Here is a 22,889-nt window from a genome sequence, read left to right on the forward strand (position 1 = left end):
ACTGAGTGCGTTGATAGCAGGGCTTTGCGGCGTACCCATTGCGAGAGATCAAAGGAGCCGAGGGAAAATGTCCGCTTTGGGGTCACAAGTCGCCGTCACATCCAAGGTGCAAAACTTCCGCAGTGCCTCGGTAAGCTGACGTTGACGAGTCCGCGCCCTAGCTCGTCTTCGGCTCTCCAAGCGACGGCGAAGCCGCGCCCTCCATCTGCCCCGTTGCCTCCGCATGCCCCGGCCCCACCGGCATCGGCACCGTCACGTAATCCTTCGGCAGGTTCACCGGCTGGTAGTCCGGCTCCACCGCCATCCGCTTCAGCACGCTCTCATGCACATGCGCGCCTTCGGGGATGACGCGCGGCTCGCAATCGGGGATGTAGAAGCCGAAATAGACCTTCCGCTCCGGCCATTCCCTGTACTTGGCGTTCTTCGGCAGATACTCCAGCACGCGCCAGGCCGGCGTCATCGAATCGTGCAATTGGCCCGTCTTGCCGGTGTAGGCCGGCGCGACATAGTGGAACGGCGAGTTCTTGCGCTGGATGCCCCAGGCGAGCTGGTTCACCGTGCGCGGGTTGAAGTTCAGCCCGGCCTTCGCGGCCTCCTCGATCATCCAGATCAGCGGGTATTTCGACTCGCCGCTCTCGACCTCCGGATAGCCGCCGCCGACGTCGCAATGCACGCCGGCGAACCACACCTGCAGAATGTCCTGCGGCACCTTCTTCTCGTCGGGCACGTAGCGGTTGCTCCAATAGTCCTGCGGGTCGCGGTATTGCTTCAGGCGGAACATGCAGCGCCGCTCGTCGATCGCGATCGCCTGCCGGAAGATCCTGACGCTGGGGTTGCGCAGCGTGAAGGCGAGCTCCTCCAGGCTGAACAGGAAGAAGAAATTGTCGCGCCGCGGCACGATCACGCTCGCCACCGTGTCCCAGACGCCGATGAAGTGGATGGTCGGCCAGCGCGTCGAGGTGATGCGCGCGAACTGCGCGGCGAGGTCGAATGTGTCCTTCGGCAGCGGCCCGCTCTCGTCGGTCGCGATGCCCTCGACGTCTTCGATCGCGTTGCCGCGCCCGGTGCCGGAATATTGCTTGTAGGCGACGAGGCCGCTGCCGCCGAGGTTCGCCTGCTCCGGCGAGATCAGGCCGATCTTATGAATGAGCCCCGCCAGCACCCGCACGGTGTAGGCCCCGCGCGAGAAGCCGAACAGGTAGATCCTGTCGCCGGGCGCATAATGCTGAACCAGGAAGCAATAGGCGCTGAGCACGTTGTCATCGAGCCCGTAGCCGGTGGCGAGCCCCAGCACCATGTTGACGTTGGCCTTGAAGCGATGCCACGTCGAAGGCTCCGTCACCGTGCCGACCCCGGGATCGTAATACACCATCTGCCGCGGCGACGTTTTCTCGGTCTTGCGCAGGCAGCGATAGAGCTTCAGGACGTTGGAGATGTTCTCGCTGATCTCGTTGCCGGTGCCGTCACAGCAGATGACGAGGTGTTTCGGCTCGGGCTTGCGGTCGGTGGTGGCTGTGTGATCCATCGGATGCGCCTCCGGGTGATGCTACCGGGGCGAGTATAGCGGAGAATGATCGAGAGAAGATATTTTCAAGAGAGCTATGTCTGCTCGCGCCAGCGGCCGGTTGCGCGACCCATGCGATTGATTGTGGCCGATTTTCCGTCCGTGGCGAAATCAACACGAAACAAAGATGGCTTCGGATCCTCTAGGCGCTGCTTTATCTGCAAGATATTCTGATAGTCGGGCGTAACAATGGAGACCACTCCGGATGATTCGTCTACGTCAATACGCGCCGGCAGAGCAGTATTCACCCAAGGCAATAGGGTTGTGCTGAGTTGCCAGCTTTGTACGCTCCAACGCTGAATTGGCGTTGCCAAGGCATTCTCCCGGAAGACGCGCCACAACGAAGCAGTCTCTTCGGAGGGAAATTTGGGGTCCTCTGACAGAGCCGTCATTTCGTTCGAGGATAGCCATTGATTCATTTCTGCTAGATTTGTGAAAATTGGTTGCGTCTGGTCGATAGCGAGCTTCGCGGCGACCCGAGAAGGTAAGCCTGCCCTTATCAACATCGCCATCATACTTCTCGGGAGACCGGCCTCGACACATGCTGCCGCGCTTCCTTCAACGTATTCCGAGGCGCCTCCCTCAGCCCGACGCCTCATACGAATCGCCTCCATTGCCCAAGTAAGTCGATAAATAAATGCCTCTTCGACAACGCGCATATTCGCAAGACCAATCGCAGCGACGTCATCGCCCCGAATCCACGATTTCAATATATCGCGCCAATTGGATGGTAGCTCGACCTCGGGAATGAAGGGCCTTATTCGAAAGAATTTCTCCGCCATAGATACAAGCACAGTTCCCAGCGCAGATGGCTCTCCTTGCATTGCGGCTGCATCTGCCGAATCTAAGAAACCAGTAACCTCGGTCGCTATTGCATCGAGGGCTAGTCCAGATTCAAGGCCAACTCCCATCGCGAATTGAGCGCGTCTTTGTGCTGCAGTTGACTTGGTCCAGATGAGACGAGCGCGCGCCGTCATAATCCAAAGTTGGTGCCCTTTGGATTCGGTTGAAAGTCGGGCAACTTGGCGAGCCCAGAGAGAGCCTGTCAACGCTGCGTCCAAGAGGGCAGGCAGATTTGCGCTGTCTGTGTCGAGAGCTTCAATCAACCCTAATACAGTTGCATCAAGTCTTTCGACGAGACTGACCATCGTTTCGGTGTCTTCGGGCCAGTCTCCCGGAAACCAGGCGTTTTGCGAGTTCGCCAAGTATTCCATTGCATCTTCACGTGCGAAAACTCCGGTACGCGCAAGTCTCCGCATGATCTCATTTACAACCGTAATGATCCCGCTCGATAGTACGCGTGCTCGTGCCGAATTCACAAGGCCGGCCCAAATGTTGAAACGCCATTGCTCAGGTTTGAACATGACGTGGAGAACCAGTCCATCAAGATCAACAAATGCTCTCCCTGCGCGCCCCGCAACATTCGCGAATTCTTCGCCCGTAAGAAGCTGGCCAGCCCTGTAGAGATTCGGAATAAGGAGTACCGCAGCACTCAAGTTGAGACCTTGCGCTAGGGTCGGAGAAGCGATGATAACCTCCAGAACGCCGCTTGCTAGTAGTGCTTCTATCTCGCGAAGAAACGGACTTGGTAGTCGAGCGTGATGTATCGCGACTCCTAGCGGTAGGCACAGAACAGCCGGGTGCGTTTCTCCTAACCATTCTCGCCCAACCTCGAGCGCTCTATCGATCTTAGAAGGATCCGCAAGAAGGGATCTTAGGAATCGGCGCCTGCTTAGATCTGCAACGGTGTCAGCGTAACTCTCGACATGGTCTCTCTGCGTGCAAAAGATCAGCGTTCGCTTGCCTAGTTCAGAAAATTTCCACGCTGCGGCCAGCGTAAGCTCCTTATTGTCCCTCGGAAACGGCGCCTTCCGAGGCTTAATCGCCGGAATTTGGCGAATGAAATGTTGAATGTATGGCCCGTCTTTCTCCAAGTTGAAGCTCAACTTCGCTGAGCGAAGATTCGAGCTCCACGAGAGTGTGCCGAACTTTTGGCGTGTAGGTCTCCATTTCGATTGGATTGGTTCGCCTGGTTCGTCAGACCGAATCCAAGAAGTGAGATCGTTCAGTTGTTCGCCCTCAGGCAAGATGGCTGAGAGGCAAACCATTCGTCGTGTAGCACTATCGGAGCGGCGCAGTAGTCGCTGAACGAGATTCTCGTACCGGATTTCACGCTCGTTAGGCCCGATGAGATGGCCTTCGTCTAAGACGACAAGCCCAACGTCATTGATCACGTCGGGATCGTTTCGTAGAGCAAAGTCAAGCTTCTCTGGAGTGGCAATCACTATGTCGTACGAACGAAGAGCATCCTCATCCGCGCCTGCAAGGCCTCCGGCCCCATAAAGCGACGATATTCTAAAGTTGAGCGGTGCAAACGTTCGACGAAATGAGCGTTCAGTCTGAGCTGAAAGAGCTCTAAGAGGTGTAACGAGAAGCACACGCTTTCCCTGAGCCAACGCTACTAGACTTGCAATTTCTGCGATTCGGGTTTTCCCGGCGCTCGTTGGTAGTGCAACTACTAAATCGTCAGCAGGGTTTGTAGATCGTTGAGCCGCTGCTGTTTGAGACGGCCACAGCTCGACTTCAGATACTTTTCGCGCAAATAGTTCAGAAATAAACAGCCCACGCAGTTGTGCATATGACTCCGCCGCAGGAGGGCCTTCCTTCGGCAAGGTAACGTGCAAGCTGCTATTCCATAGATCATCGATTAGATTAAGGGCAAGGCGGCTGATCCACCACATCGATACAGCATTTGCGGCTTTTGTCAGAGATATGACGCGACTCAGATAAGATCGGGCGTGGTCCACTAAGTCCGGTTCACCTGTTTGAAGAGCAAAGTGAAAGAACGCAAAGGCGCGAAATATTGTGGTGGTGGCAATTATGGTGATCGCGTCGTCAGGATCGAGTTCTTCAGCTTCAATGCGTCTTGATATCTCAGTATCTGAATTCGCCGTGTCGCGAAGCCAGGTCTTCGCCTTTTGAGAGAGTGCATCCAGATTGCGCATAAGCAGAAAGACGATAGCTTCTTCAGCTGGTGCGAGATTTGCGGCGCTTCCAGCTTGGGACATCAATGAGAATGCCAGTGCTGAATAGCCGGCAAGGTGGTAGGCGCCAGCGCCCATTACTCGGTTGAATCCTCGGGCAGAATCCTCAGGCGGCCCGTTTTGGACCAAGGCTTCGAAGGCGTTGCCGGCGAGTGCAAATCCGTTGCGCCACATCTCGGAATTGCCGTTCGCCTCTCTTAGGGCAAATGCTCCCCGAAGGGCAGAAAATGCAACTTCGGTCAAATCAACGTCGAGCGTTGTTGAGAAGGGAGGCGCTCCTTCCGGTAGGAGGCCATTCTGGCGAATAAGGGCGCGAGACTCGCCACGTTCCCTTAAGCGACCGCGAAGCCCCGCTGCGCCAATCTGCTGCAAGAAGGAGGTCAGGTCTTCAATCGTTTCCAAATTTTAGTGCCTTCTCAAATGAGGCTCTTATGAAATCTTGATGGTCCGGGACCTCAAGATGAATCACGGCGTGCGGTCGATCACCGGAGGCTGCTGCAAAGTCATCCAATAAAGCTTTTGGAGTGGCGTTGCCTGACACTGTGAAAAGGACGTGCTCAATACGATCTGGTGGCACGGCCCTCGTTGCCACCTCATTGCGGATCGCGCGGCCAAGCTTCTCTTCTTCTCCTCCTAAATCCATCAAGCGATCGGCAACGAATAAAATGGAGGTTGGTGTCGGTCGCCCATGATCGCGAGCTAGCACTGTGCGCGCATCATTGATGGCGTCCTGAGCCAATGTCTTGCGGCTCTTTGATTCACCTTTCGCGTATTTTAGCGCTTCATCGGAATTGTTCTGTATTCCGATAAAGTCGTCGCCTCGTAACGCCATTTCTCGCCCGTCTTTGTATCGAAGCCGTCGTACGGGGACTCGATATCCGAGCTTCTCCTCGACTAGCTCGGTTGCGAGTATTTCGCCGAGTTCGCCGGACCTTGCTGTCGCCGATCGGGGCATGCGCTCAGAAAGTAACGCCGCCGCCTGGCTATAGCCGAGTTCAGACACGTCTTGTGCTATCCGGGTGACGTCGTCGTAGTGCGATCGCATAACTGACGCGAGGATGCTCGCAATGGCGTCGCGCCCACCGACTTTTTCGCGGAGTTGCAATAAGCGCTTCTTCTCTGAGACAGTTGACTCGAACTCGCACCATTCCGCGAAAAGCGGCATATGTTCGCTTCTATTAAGAGTTGAAAAGTGAAGACTGGCAACGAGCAGAATCTCTGTCAAGGCTGACTTGGAAGAAGAGCCTCTTTCGCGAGCAAAAAAACAAAAACGGCCGGATCTTCCGATCCGGCCGCTACACAAACTCTACTCGGCTAAGCCTACGCCACGCGACGCAACCTAGCCCCCGCCCAATTTCCGAAAATCTCAGCTCGCCTGCTTCGCCGGCTGCGTGTCGCCGACCTTCTTCTGGATGGCGCGCTTCAGCTCGAGGGCGCGCGGCGACAGGTTGTCGGCGTTGGCCTTGAGCAGGAAGGGGTCGAGGCCGCCATTGTGGTCGACGCTCTTGACCGCGTTGGTGGAGACGCGCAGGCGCACGTTGCGGCCCAGCGCTTCCGAGATGAACGTCACGTTGACGAGGTTCGGCAGGAAGCGGCGCTTGGTCTTGATGTTGGAGTGGCTGACCTTGTGGCCGACGAGGGGGCCCTTGGCCGTCAGTTCGCAGCGGCGAGACATGGCAAAAATCCTTATCCTGAACCCCCAACGATCTGCGGCCGCCATTCGGGGCGCCACGGGGGCAAATTCTCTGTCCTTGCAGGGAGCGGGCGGACGTATAGGGGGGAAGGGGCGGGACGTCAAGTTTTTGGGCGTGGATTCGTACCCCGCAACAGGTGTCATCGCCCGGCTTGGCCGGGCGATCCAGTATTCCGCGACGGTGCGGCTGGAGGCGAGGGCCGCGGCGTACTGGATGCCCCGGTCAAGCCGGGGCATGACAGCTGAGGGGGCCGCGAGAGGTGGGAGCCCGCGGTTACCTCCCGATCACCAAAACGGCAGTGTTTAGCGCGTCTTACCATCACATAAAGGGCGTATTCGCCCCCGAAATATCAGGGGGAGTTCCGGGCGGGATACGTCCAGACACATTGTTTGCTGCGGTTTTTGGTTTAAGTAACAGCGCATCGCGCCCCGATTGGATTGTTTCGTGACTGCAACGTCCTATTTTGCGCAGAACCTGCGCTCGGCCCGCCCGCGCCTTGGCGGCTGGCTGGCGGCGCTGTGCGGCCTGGCCCTGGCGTGGGGCGCGGTGCCGGCCGCGGCGCAGGGCAAGCTCGAGGCGCAATATGAGGCCTCGCTATCAGGCATTCCCGTCGGCAAGGGCGCCTGGAACATCGACATCCAGGACGACGTGTTCGCGGCCGCGGCTGCGGGCGGCACCACCGGGCTGCTGAAGTCGTTCACGGGCGGCTCCGGCAGCGGCGCGAGCCAGGGGCGCGTCGTCAACGGCGCGCTGGTGGCGACCGGCTACCAGGCTTCCACCACCACCCAGAAGAAGACCGAAGAGATCCGCATCACCCTCGACAAGGGCAATGTGAAGGATTTCGCGATCCTGCCGGAGCCCCCGGTCGATCCCGATCGCATCGTCGTCACCGAGGCGCATCGCCGCGGCGTCTGGGACCCCATGACGGCCTCGCTGCTGCGCGTGCCCGGCACCGGCGATCCCGTCTCGCCGGAGGCCTGCCACAACTCCGCGCCCATATTCGACGGCCGCATGCGCTACGACCTCAAGCTCGATTTCAAGCGCATGGAGACCGTGAAGGCGGAGAAGGGGTACAAGGGCCCGGTCGTCGTGTGCTCGCTCTATTTCGTGCCTGTCGCGGGCTACATCCCCGATCGTCCCGTGATCAAATACCTCGCCGCCCAGCGCAACATCGAGATCGCCTTCGCCCCCGTCGCCGGCACGCGCATCCTGGTCCCGTTCCGGCTGAAAGTGCCGACGCCGCTCGGGCCTGCCATGCTGGAAGCCACCAGCTTCATCACTTCAGCCCAGCCGCCCCGGGTCGCCAAGACGCAGTAGAGCTCTTAACCCTCCCCTGGAGGGGGAGGGTCGATCGCGCGCAGCGCGAGCGGGGTGGGGTGATGTCTCCGCACGGAGACTGCCCGAATGGAGAGATCACCCCACCCCGTCGCCCATGTCGCTGCGCTCCCTGTGCGCTGACCCTCCCCCTCCAGGGGAGGGTAAGGGAATCTTCGCAAAATCAATGACTTCCCTACTGTGCATGGGGTTGTTTTCGCGAAGAAAAGCGTCCGGCCCCAGCACCTGCGTCATGGCCGGGCTTGTCCCGGCCATCCACGTCCTTGCTGCGCCGGGCCGAGAACGTGGATGCCCGGGACGAGCCCGGGCATGACGGCAGAGCGAGACAACGGGAATCCATTTGACTCCTTCCCGATTCTGATTCGACTCCGCGCCATCCCCAGCTTTAACTGATACGGCCGCTTGTGCGGCGGCCCGAACCTCCATCTAGTGCACAACCAGCACGAGTCCCGCGACATGTTGCGAGAACGGAACGGGGCTCAACGGGGAGTCAGCGATTCGGCCGCGATTCGTTCTGGAGTCGTTCCGAAACTTAAGGCGAACGGGAAAAGCGTCGCAAAGTGAAACAGTTGCGCGGGAATTGGGGAGGGGGGCCGCACTCTCCGCCGTCATGCCCCGGCTTGCCGTCTTCGCTAAAGCTTCGCCGGCCGAGCACCGCTGTGGGCCCGGCGGAGCCTTGCGGAGACGGGACCGGGGCATCCAGTACGCCGCGCCCTCCCGGTTCGGCCACAACCGTCTCGGCGTGCTGGATCGCCCGGTCGCGCCGGGCGATGACAGCAGTGGGGGCGGCTGCCACCGCAGCGTTCGCAGACATGGCCGACACCTCGGAGTCGCCTCACCGCCTCATGCAGCACTGACATTCGCCCAAATCGCCACTACCTAATCCCTCAGACATGGCTTTTTCCTCCTCCCCCTTCGCCTCCGAGCGCGCCCTGCACGATCGAGTGCCTGGCGCTGGCGTCACTGCGGTGCTCGGGCCGACCAACACCGGCAAGACCCATCTCGCCATCGAACGGATGCTCGCGCATCCCTCGGGCATGATCGGCCTGCCGCTGCGCCTGCTCGCGCGCGAGGTCTACAACAAGATCGCCGACAGAGCCGGTGAAGCCAGCGTCGCGCTCGTCACCGGCGAGGAGAAGATCAAGCCGAAGACCCCGCGCTATTGGGTGTCGACCGTCGAGGCGATGCCGCGCGACCTCGACGTCTCCTTCCTCGCCGTCGACGAGGTCCAGATCGCCGCCGATCTCGAACGCGGCCATGTCTTCACCGACCGCATCCTCAACCGCCGCGGCCGCGACGAGACGCTGCTGCTGGGCGCCGCCACCATGCGCCCGATCATCGAGCGGCTGCTGCCGGGCGTGTCCATGATCACGCGCCCGCGCCTGTCCAGCCTCGAATTCGCCGGCGACCGCAAGATCACCCGCCAGCCGCGCCGCACCGCCATCGTCGCGTTCTCGGCGGACGAAGTCTACGCCATCGCCGAGCTGATCCGCCGCCAGCATGGCGGCGCCGCGGTGGTGCTGGGATCGCTGTCGCCCCGCACGCGCAACGCACAGGTGGCGATGTTCCAGAACGGCGACGTCGACTATCTCGTCGCCACCGATGCCGTCGGCATGGGCCTCAATCTCGACGTCGACCATGTCGCCTTCGCCTCCGACCGCAAGTTCGACGGCTACCAGTTCCGCCGCCTGACGCCGTCCGAATTCGCGCAGATCGCCGGCCGCGCCGGCCGCGCCACGCGCAACGGCACCTTCGGCACCACGGGCCGCTGCGCGCCGTTCGAGCCCGAACTCGTCAACGCGCTGCAGAACCACACCTTCGATTCCGTGAAGGTGCTGCAATGGCGCAATGCGAAGCTGGATTTCTCCTCGCTCGGCGCGCTCCAGGTGTCGCTGAACCTCGCCCCCGGCCACGAGGCGCTGACGCGCGCGCCTGTGGCCGAGGACATGCGCGTGCTCGACCACGCCGCCCGCGACGGCGAGGTGCGCGATATCGCGCATGGCAAGGCCGCCGTGGAACGGCTCTGGGAAGCCTGCCAGGTCCCGGACTACAGAAAACTGTCGCCGGCCGCCCATGCCGAGCTGGTGACGACGCTGTACGGCTTCCTGATGCGGAAGGGCTGCATTCCCGATTCCTGGTTCGAGTCCCAGATCACCCAGGCCGACCGCACCGACGGCGACATCGACACATTGTCGGCCCGAATCGCCCAGATCCGCACCTGGACCTTCGTCGCCAACCGCCCGGACTGGCTGAGAGACCCCGAACGCTGGCAGGGGATCGCGCGGGAGGTCGAAAATAAATTATCGGATGCGCTCCATGAACGCTTGACTGAGCGTTTCGTTGATCGCCGGACCAGTGTATTGATGCGCCGCCTGCGGGAGAACACGAGCTTGAATACTGAAATCGGCAAGACCGGCGAAGTCATCGTCGAAGGCCATGTCATCGGCCGCCTCGACGGCTTCACCTTTGCACCGGATGCTGCGGAAGCAGGCTCCGATGCGAAAGCCTTGCAGGCGGCAGCGCAAGCGGTGCTCGCCGGCGAGATCAACGCGCGCGCCGAGAAGCTCGGCAATGCGCCGGACGAGCAGTTCGTGCTGACCTCGGAAGGCATCATCCGCTGGACCGGCGATGCCGTGGCGCGGCTGTCTGCCGCAGACGACGCGCTGCATCCGCGCATCCGCATCATCTCCGACGAGCGGCTGACCGGCGGCCCCCGCGACAAGGTGCAGGCGCGGCTCGAGCTCTGGGTCAAGACGCATATCGAAAAGCTGCTCGGGCCGATGTTCGAGCTGTCGAAGGCCGAGGACGTCACGGGCATTGCCCGCGGCATCGCCTATCAGCTGGTCGAGGCGCTCGGCGTGCTCGAGCGCCCCAGGATCGCCAACGAGCTGAAGGATCTCGACCAGCCCTCGCGCGCCGTGTTGCGGAAATACGGCGTCCGCTTCGGCGCCTACCACATCTATTTCCCGGGCCTGCTCAAGCCCGCCGCGCGCGCGCTCGCCGCGCTGCTCTGGGCCCTGAAGCAGGACAATGTCGATCTCTCCGCGCTGTCGGGCGCGCAGCATCTGGCGTCTTCGGGCCGCACCTCGTTCCCGGTCGACAAGCAGCTGCCGCGCGATGCCTATCGCGTGCTCGGCTACAAGCAGGCCGGCGAGCGCGCCGTGCGCGTCGACATCCTGGAGCGGCTGGCCGATCTGATCCGCCCGGCGCTGGCCTGGCGCGAGAACTCGCCCGGCGAAAAGCCCGCCGGCGCGTTCGACGGCCGCAGCTTCGTGGTCACGCAGGCAATGACCTCGCTCACGGGATCGGCCGGCGAAGACTTTGCCTCCGTGCTGCGCGCGCTCGGCTATCGCATGGAGAAGCGTCCGCCGCTGCCGCCAAAGCCTGTCGTCACCGAAACGGTTGCGGCCGAGACGCCGCCCGCCGAGGGCAGCGCGGAGACATCGACAGAGACCCCGACCGAGATCTCGACGGAGACGGCGGCAGAGGCCGTGGCCGGCCTGCCGGCGGAGGCATCCGCCGAAGCTGGCGCCGAGCCTGTCGCCGTCGAAGACGCGCCCGGCATGGAGCAGCACGACGAGCCCGCTCATGAGGAGCCGGCGCTCGAAGCCTCTCTCGAGGCTCCCCTCACGCCCGAAGATGCTCCCGGCATCGCGCCGCCGGCAGAAGAGGCTGCGGCGTCCACCGAGGCTGCCGGCCTCGAAGCCGCTGCCGCCGAGACGGCCGCGACCGAAGCCGCTGCATCGCCCGATGCTGCCGCGCCCGACGCTGCCGCGCTAGAGGCTGCCACGCCAGAGGCTGCGACCGCGCCTGCTGAACCCGAGCTGGTCGAGGTCTGGCGCCCGGCTGGCCGTCATGAGGACCGCAAGCCGCGCCACGAGCGCAATCGCCACCAGCGTCACCACCAGCCGCGCCCGCAGGCCGGTGCCGAAGGCGCCGCGGCCGCGCCGGGCGAAGCGGCCGAAGGCGCAAAGCCGGGCGAGCGCCATCGTCATGGTGGTCATCGCCGCGATGGGGCCAAGGATTTCCGCAAGGGCCGCGAAGGTGGCGGAGAGGGCGCGCCGCGTCCCGATGGGCGCGACGACAGGAATCGCCGTTTCGAGGGCAAGGACCGCGACAAGGATCGCAACCGCGACGACAAGGGCAAGTTCGGCGGCGACCGCGACAAGGGCCGCGACCGCCAGGGTGGGCCGTCGCTGCGTCCCTACGCCTCGAGCGCAAACCCGCGTGAGCGCGATCGTCCTGCCGATCCGAACTCGCCCTTCGCCAAGCTCGCCGCGCTGAAGGAGCAGCTGTCCGGTCGGAAGGAGTGACCCTACGACCGAACGGCAGCGCATCGACAAATGGCTGTGGCACGCGCGGGTGGTGAAGGCGCGCACCTCCGCGGCCGAGCTCGTCGTCACCGGCCATGTCCGCGTCAACGGCGTACGCGAGACATCGCCGGGGCATGCGATCAAGGCCGGCGACGTGCTCACCATCGCACTCGATCGCACGGTGCGCGTCCTGAAGGTGACGGGCTTCAACGAACGCCGCGGCGATGCTGCCTCGGCACGGGTGCTCTATGAGGAGCTCGGCGAGCGCAATTAGTTGCGCTTTGTATTCATTTCTTGGTCGATCAAACGCGCAAAGCCGTCATGATCGGCCTTCCCGATCTTGCGGCGCCGGGCCATCCGCGCTACGCAAGCCCCGACTTTTAAAAGAGCTTTTCGGAGCGTTGGATGACTTACGTCGTCACTGAAAACTGCATCAAGTGCAAGTACACCGACTGCGTCGAGGTCTGCCCGGTCGATTGCTTCTACGAGGGTGACAACATGCTCGTCATCCACCCCGACGAGTGCATCGATTGCGGCGTGTGCGAGCCGGAATGTCCCGCCGACGCCATCAAGCCGGACACGGAACCGGGCCTGGAAAAGTGGCTCCAGGTCAATGCCGACTACGCCAAGAGCTGGCCCAACATCACCCAGAAGAAAGAATCGCCTGCCGACGCCAAGGAGTTCGATGGCATGGAAGGCAAGTTCGAGAAATATTTTTCTCCGAACCCGGGCTCGGGCGACTAATTCGGGCCCAAACTTAACCCTAATAGCGGCGCTGCCGCCGAAAACCAGCCCTCAAGACCCCTAAATCATTGATTTTTGCGGGAAATGTGCTATATTGGGCACATTAAGCCGAACCCCGTCAGCCCCGTTTGGCCCCGCTGGGTTCCCGTGAAACCAAATGTCGAACAGGGGCGTGGCAGTTTCCGCGCGCAGGCTGTGTCACAGAAAACGCGTAAAAAGAGTACTTCAGCGAGGGCTTCCCATAAGGAGGCCAAAAAAGTCGCCGCGGCCAGCCGTAGCGCATCCAAGGGTCGGACCGCGACGAAGGCGCCGGCTGCAAAGTCCTCGAAGAACAAAAGAAGCGCAATGCCTAACAAGACTGCCAAACCGGCCGCGAAAGCGACCGCCGCCAAGCCTGCTGCCGCTAAGCCTGTGACTGCAAAGCCGGTGACGGCCAAGGCTCCCGCTGCCAAGCCCGCGACGAAGGCCCCTGTTGCTGCTGCGCCTGCCAAGGCTCCCGCCGCGGTCAAGCCGGCTGCCAAGCCCGCTGCTGCGCCGAAGGTCGAGGAAAAGAAGGTCGTGACCCAGCGTCAGGGCTTCAAGGCCAATGAATTCGTCGTCTATCCCGCTCACGGCGTCGGCCAGATCCTGGCCATCGAGGAGCAGGAGATCGCCGGTGCGAAGCTCGAACTGTTCGTCATCAACTTCATCAAGGACAAGATGACGCTGCGCGTGCCGACCGCCAAGGTCGCCAATGTCGGCATGCGCAAGCTGTCCGATCCGGCGCTGGTCAAGAAGGCGCTGGAGACGCTCAAGGGCCGCGCCCGCGTCAAGCGCACCATGTGGTCGCGCCGCGCCCAGGAATACGAAGCGAAGATCAATTCGGGCGACATCGTCGCGATCGCGGAAGTCGTGCGCGATCTCTATCGCTCGGAGTCGCAGCCGGAGCAGTCCTACAGCGAACGCCAGCTCTATGAAGCGGCGCTCGACCGGCTCTCCCGCGAGATCGCGGTGGTGCAGCACTCGACCGAGACCGAAGCGGTCAAGGAGATCGAAGCCCAACTCGCCAAGAGCCCGCGCCGCAACGCCAAGGCGGAAGCCGCCGAGGGCGAAGCGGATGCCGAGGGCGAGGCCGACGATACCGATGGCGACGACACCACCGTCGCCGACGAGGCGGCGTAAGCCCCGCGTCGAACGCAAGAGATCAAAAGCCCGGCCATTCGGCCGGGCTTTTTGTTTGTCACGAAGCTCCTTCGGGCGACCGGCGCTGCGCAGCTCCTTTCCTCAACCCAAGCTGCACCGTCGCCGTCCGGTCGCGCTGTGTGACGCCAGACACTTACCCTCGCTCCGCTTTCCGCAAGAGTGCTGCCCACGCGCCGGATGTCCCGGCTGCAGATGCCAAGGGAGAAGGGTGATGAAGTTTCCTCGTTTCGCTGTTTGCGCTTTCGCCGCCATCGTCGGAATCGGCTTGCTGGCCGGCTCGGCCTCATACTCGCCCGCCGCGGCAGGAGCATTTGGCCCGGACTATAGCTGGATGGGCAATCGAAAATACATGGACTGCCTCAAATATGTGGGTGCGTTCGGATCCAACTATCCGGGCCGCGACAAGAACATCGCGATCTGCAAGAGAGAGTATCTTCCCGGCGGTCGCTGATCGCGATCGCCTTGCCGCCTCGGCAGCGTCGCTCGACACCTACTTGACCGGCCGCTTCTCGAGCTTCCTTGCCAGCGTCCGCCGGTGCATGCCCAGCCGTCGTGCCGCTTCCGAGATGTTGAACTCCGTCTCGATCAGGGTCTGGTGGATGCGCTCCCATTCCAGCGTCTTGATCGAGGTCGGCCGCGCATCGAGCGCAACCTCGGCGTTGCCCTCGGCCTTGTTGAAGGCGGCCTCGATGTCATCGGTGTTCGACGGCTTTGCCAGATAGTGGCATGCGCCCAGCTTGATCGCTTCGACGGCGGTGGAGATGCTGGCAAAGCCGGTCAACACCACGATCAGCATGTCCGGATCGTGCGTGTGCAAGAGCTCGACGCAGGCGAGGCCCGAGGCGCCGCCGAGCTTGAGGTCGACCACGGCGTGGCCGAAGGAGCGTTGCTCCAGCACCTGGCGCACCTCCTCGATCGAGGCGGCGAGCACGACCTCGTAGCCGCGGCGTTCGAACGAGCGCTTCAGCGTGCGCGCGAAGCCGGCATCGTCCTCGACGACGATGAGCGAACGGTCAGGCGTCAAAATTCCCTCCGATCGCGAGCGTTGCCAGCGGCAACGTCAGGCGCACCGTGGCGCCGCGCTTCCTGTGGTTCTCGGCGGTCACGGTGCCTCCTAGCTTGCGCACGACGTTCACTACCAGGAACAGGCCGAGCCCGCCGCCGGCGCGCCCCTTGCTCGACTGGTAGGGCTTTCCCAGCTGCGCCAGCATCTCCGGCGCAAAGCCCGGACCGCGGTCGCTGATCGACAGCACGAGATTGTCGCCTTCGCGCTCGGCCACGAGCTCGACCCAGTCGCGCGAGACCTCATAGGCATTGTCGAGCACGTTGAAGATCACCTGCTTCAACGCGACGTCGGAGACGATCGCGACGTCCTCGCCGAACGTATTGACGAAGTAGAGCGTGCGGGCCGAGCGCGCGTCGCGCCACTCCTCCACCAAGGCGGTCACGAAGGCCGTCACCGTCGTCGGCGAGGAGCCTTCGCCGCGCGCTTCGCCGGCCGACACCAGGATACCCGTCACGATCGATTTGCAGCGTTGCAGCGAGGTCTCCATTTCCGCAAGATCCTCGGCAAGCTCCTGATCGGCGGCGAGATCCGGCATGCGACGCCAGTCGCTGAGGATCACCGAGAGCGAGGCCAGCGGCGTGCCGAGCTCATGTGCCGCGCCGGAGGCGAGCAGGCCCATGCGCACGATGTGGTCCTGCTCGGCGGCATGCTGACGCAGCGCCGCCAGATGCGCATCGCGCTCGCGCAAATTCCTGTTGATGCGGGTGACGAACACCACCAGCAGCACGGCGTTGAGCACGAAGCCCAGGAGCATGCCTGTTACGGTGAGGGTGTAGGTCTCACTCAGCGGATTGGGCGGCAGGTCGAGCGGCCGGTGGGCCAATGTCAGCCAGACGAAGCTGGCGCAGCTCAGTGCGACCAGCGACCAGGTCGAGCGGGCATCGAGCAGCACCGCGCCCAGCGTCACCTGGAGCAGGAACAGCGAGGTGAAGGGATTGGTGGCGCCGCCGGACAGATAGAGCTGCGCGGTCAGCGCGGCGACGTCCAGCATCAAGGCGACCAGCAGCTCGTTGTTGGTGATCGCGGCGCGATGGCGCACCCAGACCAGGCTGGAGACGTTGAGCAGCACCAGTGCGCCGATCACGGCGCCCATCCGCTCCAATGGCAGCGGGATGCCGAGACCAAAATGCACGACACCGATGGTCACGATCTGGCCGACCACCGCGGTCCAGCGCAGCTGGATCAACAGCGCCATGTTCTTGCGGTTGGTCTCGTCGTCGGTCGGAGCGGTGCCGATCAGCTCGCTGCGCGCGTCCGGCTGCGATTGCAGCGTGACGGCCAGCCCGTCACGCGCAAGTGTCTGGGAAAGCGTTTTCCCGTCGTCAGGTCGGCTCGACGATCGTTCCAGCATCTGATCCCGTCCTGCGGGCGACAGCATCCGAGCCGCCGGCCCTTTCGTGGACGAAGCGCTTGCGGCGGAACAGCCCGCCGCCGAATGTGACGAAGAGTTTACCGGCGAGCATGAAAGCCAGGGCAAACCACGTCAGCGCGTAGATCAGGTGGTTATTGGGAAAGCGGATCACGGTCAATCCGCCGATCGGACCGCCGGTAATTTGTGATCCGGCGTCGGCATCGAGGAAGAAGGGCGCGACGTCGTGAAGGCCGCGTGCCGCCGCAATCGCGGCGACGTCCCGTGAGTACCAGCGGTTGTGCTGGGGCGCGTTGTTCCGGAGAAATCCGCCCTTCGGTTCCGTCATGCGGAGCAGGCCGGTGATCTCGACCTGACCGTCGGGATTGCCGCCTCTGCGCGTCGACGCGTCGCGCCGTTCGGACGGCACGAAGCCTCGATTGATCAGCACCAGCGTGCCGTCGCTGCGCTTCAGCGGTGTCAGCACCCAATAGCCCGGGCCTTCCTCGGTCACGGCCTGGACCAGAGTCTCGCGGTCGTGCAGGAAGCGGCCGCTGACGCTGACATGCCTGTATTCGTCGCCTGCGGCACTGATGGTGGGCCATGACGCGGGCGCGGGGACCGGCTGCGCCGGGGCATGAACGCGCTGCTCGACGCGGTCGATCAGCGCCAGCTTCCAGGCCCGGCGTTCGATCTGCCAGACGCCGAGCGCGATGAGAATTGCAAAGGCGATGAGCGAGAGGGCCGCGAGCCACAAGGAAGGGGCGCGCACAGCCTCGCTGCGCGCCCCCCCTGGCTTGCTCGTTGCGGTCCGGGTCTCGCTCACTTCGGAGCCTCGCTCAGTTCATTCCCGTCATCTGGTGCACCGGCATCATGTTGCTGTTGAGGTGGCTCATCACCCACAGCGAACCTGACAGCGCGATCACCACCATCACGATGGTGAAGATCAGCGCCATCATGCTCCAGCCGTTCTCGGAGGTCGTATTCATGTGCAGGAAGTAGATCATGTGCACGACGATCTGCACGACCGCGAAGGCCATGATGACCAGCGCGGTGATCTGCTTGCTCGGAAGCGCCCCGCTCATCACCAGCCAGAACGGGATCGCGGTGAGCACCACCGAGAGCACGAAGCCGAGCAGATAGGTCGAGAATGTACCGTGGGCGTGGGCGTCGCCGTGGTGATGATGGTCCGCATGGGCGGCGTGGGTATCGGTGTTCATCGCAGAACTCCCAGGAGATAGACGAAGGTGAAGACGCCGATCCAGACCACGTCGAGGAAGTGCCAGAACATCGACAGGCACATCAGGCGGCGGCGGTTGGCCTCGACCAGGCCGAACCTTTGGACCTGCACCATCAGCGTCACCAGCCAGATCAGGCCGCATGAGACGTGCAGGCCGTGGGTGCCGACCAGGGTGAAGAAGGCCGACAGGAAGGCGCTGCGCTGCGGTGTGGCGCCCTCGTGGATCATGTGGGCGAACTCGGTGAGCTCGATGCCGATGAACGCGGCGCCGAACAGGCCGGTGATCGCCAGCCACATCTGGGTCTGGCCGATCTTGTTCTGCTGCATCGTCAGCATGGCAAAGCCATAGGTGATCGACGACAGCAGCAGCATCGACGTGTTCACCGCGACCAGGTTCAGATCGAACAGGTCCTTCGGGGCGGGGCCGGCGGCATAATTGCCGCCGAGCACGCCGTAGGTGGCGAACAGGATCGCGAAGATGAGACAGTCGCTCATCAGGTAGATCCAGAAGCCGAGCGCGGTGCTCCAGCCTTCCGGATGCGGATGTTCGTCGGCGAGATAGAAGACCGGCTCGCCGGTTTGCGAGGGATTGACAGCGACAGTCATTTACTTGGCTCCGGCGAGCAGTTTGGTGCGCGCGTCCTCCGTCCGGATGATGTCTTCAGCCGGAATGTCGAAGTCGCGGTGATAGTTGAAGGTATGACCGATCCCGACGGCGAGCATCGCGATGAAGCTCGCGGCCGCCAGCCACCACATGTACCAGATCAGGCCAAAACCCATCGCGGTGGCGAGGCCGGCGAGGATGATGCCGGTGCCGGTGCTGCTCGGCATGTGGATCGGCCTGAACCCGGTGAGCGGACGCTGATAGCCGCGCCTCTTCATGTCCCACCACGCGTCATTGTCGTGAACAACGGGGGTGAAGGCGAAGTTGTAGTCCGGCGGGGGCGAGGAGGTCGCCCATTCCAGCGTACGCGCGTCCCAGGGATCGCCGGTGACGTCCTTGAGCTGCTCGCGCTTGAGCAGGCTGACCGCGAATTGCATCAGCATGGAGAGGATGCCGATGAAGATGAAGAGGGCACCGATCGCGGCGATGACGAACCAGATCTGAAGCGAGGGATCGTCGAACACGCGCAGGCGGCGGGTCACGCCCATCAGGCCGAGCACGTAGAGCGGCATGAAGGCGAGGTAGAAGCCGGTAACCCAGAACCAGAACGACATCTTGCCCCAGAACGGATCGAGCTTGAAGCCGAACGCCTTCGGGAACCAGTAGTTGATGCCTGCGAACGCGCCGAACACCACGCCGCCGATGATCACGTTATGGAAGTGCGCGATCAGGAACAGGCTGTTGTGGAGGACGAAGTCGGCCGGCGGCACCGCGAGCAGAACGCCGGTCATGCCGCCGATCACGAAGGTCAGCATGAAGGCGATCGTCCACATCATCGGCAGCTCGTAGCGGATACGGCCGCGATACATCGTGAACAGCCAGTTGAACATCTTCGCGCCCGTCGGGATCGAGATGATCATCGTGGTGATGCCGAAGAACGAGTTGACGCTGGCGCCCGAACCCATCGTGAAGAAATGGTGCAGCCACACCAGGTACGACAGGATGGTGATGACGACCGTGGCGTAGACCATCGAGGTGTAGCCGAACAGCCGCTTGCCCGAGAAGGTCGAGGTGACTTCAGAGAAGATGCCGAAGGCGGGGAGAACCAGGATGTAGACTTCGGGGTGGCCCCAGATCCAGATCAGGTTCACGTACATCATCGGGCTGCCGCCGAAATCGTTCGTGAAGAAGTTGGTGCCGACATAGCGGTCGAGCGAGAGCAGCGCGAGCACCACGGTCAGGACGGGGAAGGAGGCGACGATCAGGACGTTGGTGCAGAGCGAGGTCCAGGTGAACACCGGCATCTTCATCATCGTCATGCCCGGGCACCGCAGCTTGACGATGGTACAGATCAGATTGATGCCGGATAGCGTCGTTCCGACGCCCGCGACCTGCAGCGCCCAGATGTAGTAGTCCACGCCGACATCGGGACTGTAGCCGATGTTCGAAAGCGGCGGATAAGCCAGCCAGCCGGTGCGGGCGAATTCGCCGATGAACAGCGAGGCCATCACCAGCACCGCGCCGCCGACCGTCATCCAGAAGCTGAAATTGTTCAGGAACGGGAACGACACGTCCCGTGCGCCGATCTGGAGCGGCACGACGTAGTTCATCAGGCCGGTGACCAGCGGCATCGCCACGAAGAAGATCATGATCACGCCGTGGGCGGTGAAGACCTGATCGTAGTGATGGGCGTTGAGATAGCCTTCGGAGCCGCCAAAGGCGAGCATCTGCTGGCCGCGCATCATCAGCGCGTCGGCGAAGCCGCGCAGCAGCATCACGATGCCGAGGATCATGTACATGATGCCGATGCGCTTGTGGTCCACCGTGGTGAACCACTCGCGCCAGAGATAGCCCCAGAGACGGAAATAGGTGAGGCCGCCGAGCAGCGCGGCGCCGCCGAGCGCGACCACCACGAAAGTGCCGACGACGATCGGCTCGTGCAGCGGCAGTGACTCGAGCGTGAGCCGGCCGAAGATGAGCTTGAGAAGATCAGGAGACATGCGTGTTCTCTTTAGGAGTCTGACTTCGGACGCTGTCCGAGGAAGAAGGACGAGGACTTGAGCGGCGTGAACGACGGCCGCTTCAGGCCGGCGCCGATGAGCGGCATGGTGTCAGCCGGGGCCGTGATCGAGGCGGTGGTCTTGCCCTGCGGCGCATCCGGCGTGCAGGTGCCGGCGACGAAGCTCGGCTCCGGCCCAAGCGCGGTGCCGCGGCGGGCGTATTTGTCGTAGGCCAGCGGCAGCGTGTTGTTCAGGCCCTGATGGCCGGCGCCGCCCTTGGCGTCGATCGCCATCATCTCGCTCTGGCACATCTTGCCGGTCTCGACGCACATGTTGAGGATCAGGCGGTAGAGATCGGCATCGACGGTGCCCCAGCGGCGCACCGGCTCGTTCTGGCTGGGCTTTTCGAGCTGGAGATATTCGGCGCGGCCGAGCGAGCCACCGGCCGACTTGGCGCTGGCGATCCAGGAGTCGAAGCCCTTGTCGTCGAGGCCCTTGAAGTTGAAGTGCATGCCGGAGAAGCCGGCGCCGCTGTAATTCGCCGAGAACCCCCTGTAGGTGCCGGGGTGGTTGACGACGGCGTGGAGCTTGGTCTCCATGCCTGGCATTGCGTAGATCTGGCCGGCGAGCGCGGGGATGTAGAACGAGTTCATCACCGAGGACGCGGTGATGCGGAAGTTGATCGGACGATCGACGGGCGCGGCCAACTCGTTGACGGTCGCAATGCCGTAGTCCGGATAGATGAAGAGCCACTTCCAGTCGAGCGCGACGACGTCGACCTCGAGCGGGGCCTTGGACTGGTCCACGGCGCGGTCGGCATGAATGCGGCCGAGGGTGCGGTACGGATCGAGCAGATGCGTGCCCATCCAGGTCAGCGCGCCCAGGCAGACGATGATCAGCAGCGGCGCCGACCAGATCACCAGCTCGAGCTTGGTCGAGTGGTCCCATTCCGGCTCGTAGCGAGCGGCCGTGTTGGACTGGCGGTAGCGCCAGGCGAACAGCGCCGTCAGCGCCATCACGGGGAGGACGATCAGGAGCATCAGGACGGTGGAGATGATGACGAGGTCGCGCTGCTGGGCAGCGATGTCGCCGGCTGGCGCCAGCACGACATAGTCGCAGCCGCTGAGAGCGGCAGCCAGAGGTAGTAGCGCCAGGATCTTGAGACGAGACACGGGCCGAGCCTTTGAGAATGAGTTTCTTTTGCGGGGCCAACGCGTAGCTGCGGCGCAACAATCCGGACATTGGACAATTTGTCCAATGTTGCAGTGCGGAATGTTGAGCCAGACAGGGCCGGATTGCCTGGCCCCGCCAGGCGGTCGGCTTTGGTTTTCAGGACGTTAAGGGCGCACGAATGGCGACGGCACAGACCCCCGCAATGGCAGGCCTCCACACGGGCGAGCATGGCCACGACCAGGCCAGTCCCGGCGAGATCGCCATCGGCGTCATCATCGGCCGCACCTCGGAATTCTTCGACTTCTTCGTCTTCGCGATCGCCTCGGTGATCGTGTTCCCGCGCCTGGTGTTTCCATTCGCGAGCGAACTGACCGGCACCCTTTATTCCTTCATGATCTTCGCGCTGGCCTTCATGGCCCGGCCGATCGGCACCGTCATTTTCATGACGATCGACCGGAGCTACGGCAAGACGGCCAAGCTGGTGTCCGCGCTGTTCCTGCTCGGCACCGCCACCGTGGCGCTCGCGTTCCTGCCCGGCTATCACGAGATCGGGGTCGCTGCGATCTGGCTGCTGGCGCTGGCGCGTATCGCGCAGGGTCTGGCCTGGGGCGGCGCCTGGGACGGCATGGCTTCGCTGCTGGCGTTGAACGCCCCGCCCTCCCAGCGCGGCTGGTACGCGATGGTGCCGCAGCTCGGCGCTCCGCTCGGGCTGATCGTGGCGAGCGCGCTGTTCGCCTATTTCGCCGGCAATCTGTCTGCCGATGACTTCTTCGACTGGGGCTGGCGCTATCCGTTCTTCGTCGCCTTCGCCATCAACGTCGTGGCGCTGTTCGCGCGCCTGCGCATGGTGACGACGGAAGAATATGCCTCGCTGTTCGAAACCCGCGAATTGCAGCCCTCGCGCATCTCCGAGACCGTCGCGCGCGAAGGTCAGAACATCATGCTCGGTGCGTTCGCGCCGCTGGCGAGCTTCGCACTGTTCCACATGGTCACGGTGTTTCCGTTGTCCTGGGTGTTCCTGTTCACCCGCGAAAGCCCGGTGCGCTTCCTGATCATCGAGATCGTCGCCGCCGTGTTCGGTGTCGCCGCGATCGTGATCTCCGGCATCATCGCCGACCGCGTCGGCCGCAAATCGCTGCTGATGGGATCGGCGATCGCGATCGCGATCTATAGCGGCTTCGCGCCGCAATTGCTCGATGCCGGCGCGTTCGGCGAAACTATCTACATGGTGATCGGCTTCATCCTGCTCGGCCTCTCCTTCGGCCAGTCCTCCGGCGCAATCGCCTCGAACTTCCGGCAGGCATACCGCTACACGGCTTCGGCATTGACCTCGGACATGGCTTGGCTGTTCGGCGCCGGCTTCGCGCCTCTGGTGGCGCTGCTGCTCGCCACCAATCTCGGCGTCATCGCCTCGGGTGCGTATCTGCTCTCGGGCGCGTTCTGGACCCTGCTCGCGCTCTGGCTCAGCGGCCAGCGCGAGGCGGGCGACATGGACGCGGGGCGTTAAGGCTCAAGCAATCGCCACACGAGCTTCTGTTACGATGGGCCAGGGCGCATCGCGCCGTGCCCACCATCGTCCAAC

At 62.9% G+C, this 22,889-nt stretch carries 18 protein-coding genes; 7 read left to right on the forward strand and 11 right to left on the reverse strand.

The genetic code is table 11. The features are described 5' to 3' along the window. Positions 1–157: 157 nt before the first annotated feature. The 4 genes from ACSHT2_RS22650 to rpmB all read right to left on the reverse strand — a co-directional run bounded on the left by ACSHT2_RS22650 (position 158) and on the right by rpmB (position 6,283). Positions 158–1,525, reverse strand: coding sequence for a DUF2235 domain-containing protein (locus ACSHT2_RS22650; protein WP_440636627.1), 1,368 nt, complete (start codon positions 1,523–1,525; stop codon positions 158–160). 74 nt (positions 1,526–1,599) lie between these two features. Then, positions 1,600–5,010, reverse strand: a complete 3,411-nt coding sequence (locus tag ACSHT2_RS22655) for a DEAD/DEAH box helicase (RefSeq protein ID WP_440636628.1) — start codon at positions 5,008–5,010, stop codon at positions 1,600–1,602. Then, positions 4,997–5,833: a Hachiman antiphage defense system protein HamA gene (locus tag ACSHT2_RS22660; protein ID WP_440636629.1), complete on the reverse strand. Its 837-nt coding sequence runs from the start codon at positions 5,831–5,833 to the stop codon at positions 4,997–4,999. Before ACSHT2_RS22660 ends, ACSHT2_RS22655 begins: the two co-directional genes overlap by 14 nt. A 141-nt stretch (positions 5,834–5,974) precedes the next feature. Beyond that, entirely contained in the window at positions 5,975–6,283 is a 309-nt protein-coding gene (gene rpmB, locus ACSHT2_RS22665) for a 50S ribosomal protein L28 (protein WP_440636630.1), read from the reverse strand. A 526-nt stretch (positions 6,284–6,809) separates the two neighbouring features. Between rpmB and ACSHT2_RS22670 the strand changes: the two genes are divergently transcribed. From ACSHT2_RS22670 to ACSHT2_RS22695, 6 genes are all read left to right on the forward strand, one after another. Continuing rightward, positions 6,810–7,619 carry a DUF3108 domain-containing protein gene (locus ACSHT2_RS22670; protein ID WP_440642905.1) on the forward strand — a complete coding sequence of 270 codons (810 nt, stop codon included), beginning with the start codon at positions 6,810–6,812 and terminating at the stop codon, positions 7,617–7,619. A 911-nt stretch (positions 7,620–8,530) separates the two neighbouring features. Continuing rightward, on the forward strand, positions 8,531–11,950 hold the full coding sequence (locus tag ACSHT2_RS22675; RefSeq protein ID WP_440636631.1) for a helicase-related protein: 3,420 nt from the start codon (positions 8,531–8,533) through the stop codon (positions 11,948–11,950). A 22-nt stretch (positions 11,951–11,972) separates the two neighbouring features. Further along, entirely contained in the window at positions 11,973–12,224 is a 252-nt protein-coding gene (locus ACSHT2_RS22680) for an RNA-binding S4 domain-containing protein (RefSeq protein WP_440642906.1), read from the forward strand. 131 nt (positions 12,225–12,355) lie between these two features. Next, entirely contained in the window at positions 12,356–12,694 is a 339-nt protein-coding gene (gene fdxA / locus ACSHT2_RS22685; RefSeq protein ID WP_018643465.1) for a ferredoxin FdxA, read from the forward strand. A gap of 345 nt (positions 12,695–13,039) precedes the next feature. After that, entirely contained in the window at positions 13,040–13,855 is an 816-nt protein-coding gene (locus tag ACSHT2_RS22690) for a CarD family transcriptional regulator (protein ID WP_440636632.1), read from the forward strand. Between the two features lie 232 nt (positions 13,856–14,087). Next, positions 14,088–14,327: a hypothetical protein gene (locus ACSHT2_RS22695; protein WP_440636633.1), complete on the forward strand. Its 240-nt coding sequence runs from the start codon at positions 14,088–14,090 to the stop codon at positions 14,325–14,327. 39 nt (positions 14,328–14,366) lie between these two features. Here ACSHT2_RS22695 and ACSHT2_RS22700 read toward each other — a convergent pair whose 3' ends face one another. The 7 genes from ACSHT2_RS22700 to cyoA are packed head-to-tail and all read right to left on the reverse strand — an operon-like array spanning position 14,367 to position 21,306. Beyond that, positions 14,367–14,900, reverse strand: coding sequence for a response regulator transcription factor (locus ACSHT2_RS22700; RefSeq protein ID WP_124162758.1), 534 nt, complete (start codon positions 14,898–14,900; stop codon positions 14,367–14,369). Then, entirely contained in the window at positions 14,890–16,293 is a 1,404-nt protein-coding gene (locus tag ACSHT2_RS22705) for an ATP-binding protein (protein ID WP_440636634.1), read from the reverse strand. The genes ACSHT2_RS22700 and ACSHT2_RS22705 overlap by 11 nt, the downstream gene beginning before the upstream one ends. After that, positions 16,265–17,116, reverse strand: a complete 852-nt coding sequence (locus ACSHT2_RS22710) for an SURF1 family protein (protein WP_440636635.1) — start codon at positions 17,114–17,116, stop codon at positions 16,265–16,267. The genes ACSHT2_RS22705 and ACSHT2_RS22710 overlap by 29 nt, the downstream gene beginning before the upstream one ends. Positions 17,117–17,129: 13 nt before the next feature. Further along, positions 17,130–17,510 carry a cytochrome o ubiquinol oxidase subunit IV gene (gene cyoD, locus ACSHT2_RS22715; protein ID WP_440636636.1) on the reverse strand — a complete coding sequence of 127 codons (381 nt, stop codon included), beginning with the start codon at positions 17,508–17,510 and terminating at the stop codon, positions 17,130–17,132. Further along, positions 17,507–18,136, reverse strand: coding sequence for a cytochrome o ubiquinol oxidase subunit III (gene cyoC / locus ACSHT2_RS22720; RefSeq protein WP_440636637.1), 630 nt, complete (start codon positions 18,134–18,136; stop codon positions 17,507–17,509). Before cyoC ends, cyoD begins: the two co-directional genes overlap by 4 nt. After that, entirely contained in the window at positions 18,137–20,134 is a 1,998-nt protein-coding gene (gene cyoB / locus ACSHT2_RS22725) for a cytochrome o ubiquinol oxidase subunit I (RefSeq protein WP_440636639.1), read from the reverse strand. An 11-nt stretch (positions 20,135–20,145) separates the two neighbouring features. Further along, positions 20,146–21,306 (reverse strand): ubiquinol oxidase subunit II, encoded by a 1,161-nt coding sequence (gene cyoA, locus ACSHT2_RS22730; protein WP_440636641.1) that lies wholly within the window; start codon positions 21,304–21,306, stop codon positions 20,146–20,148. A gap of 179 nt (positions 21,307–21,485) precedes the next feature. Here cyoA and ACSHT2_RS22735 point away from each other — a divergent pair, with 179 nt between their 5' ends. Beyond that, complete coding sequence (locus tag ACSHT2_RS22735) at positions 21,486–22,814, forward strand: MFS transporter (protein ID WP_440636642.1); 1,329 nt, start codon at positions 21,486–21,488, stop codon at positions 22,812–22,814. Positions 22,815–22,889: the final 75 nt, after the last annotated feature.

The organism is Bradyrhizobium sp. PUT101 (assembly GCF_052043945.1).
In the GTDB taxonomy this organism is placed as follows: Bacteria; Pseudomonadota; Alphaproteobacteria; order Rhizobiales; family Xanthobacteraceae; genus Bradyrhizobium.

What these genes read in the sequence shown, in the direction of transcription:
- ACSHT2_RS22695 (WP_440636633.1), top strand. Translation starts at nt 14,088, where the DNA reads ATGAAGTTTCCTCGTTTCGCTGTTTGCGCTTTCGCCGCCATCGTCGGA.
- ACSHT2_RS22675 (WP_440636631.1), top strand. Translation starts at nt 8,531, where the DNA reads ATGGCTTTTTCCTCCTCCCCCTTCGCCTCCGAGCGCGCCCTGCACGAT.
- ACSHT2_RS22650 (WP_440636627.1), bottom strand. Translation starts at nt 1,525, where the DNA reads ATGGATCACACAGCCACCACCGACCGCAAGCCCGAGCCGAAACACCTC.
- ACSHT2_RS22735 (WP_440636642.1), top strand. Translation starts at nt 21,486, where the DNA reads ATGGCGACGGCACAGACCCCCGCAATGGCAGGCCTCCACACGGGCGAG.
- ACSHT2_RS22690 (WP_440636632.1), top strand. Translation starts at nt 13,040, where the DNA reads ATGCCTAACAAGACTGCCAAACCGGCCGCGAAAGCGACCGCCGCCAAG.
- fdxA (WP_018643465.1), top strand. Translation starts at nt 12,356, where the DNA reads ATGACTTACGTCGTCACTGAAAACTGCATCAAGTGCAAGTACACCGAC.
- ACSHT2_RS22705 (WP_440636634.1), bottom strand. Translation starts at nt 16,293, where the DNA reads ATGCTGGAACGATCGTCGAGCCGACCTGACGACGGGAAAACGCTTTCC.
- cyoB (WP_440636639.1), bottom strand. Translation starts at nt 20,134, where the DNA reads ATGTCTCCTGATCTTCTCAAGCTCATCTTCGGCCGGCTCACGCTCGAG.
- rpmB (WP_440636630.1), bottom strand. Translation starts at nt 6,283, where the DNA reads ATGTCTCGCCGCTGCGAACTGACGGCCAAGGGCCCCCTCGTCGGCCAC.
- cyoC (WP_440636637.1), bottom strand. Translation starts at nt 18,136, where the DNA reads ATGACTGTCGCTGTCAATCCCTCGCAAACCGGCGAGCCGGTCTTCTAT.
- cyoD (WP_440636636.1), bottom strand. Translation starts at nt 17,510, where the DNA reads ATGAACACCGATACCCACGCCGCCCATGCGGACCATCATCACCACGGC.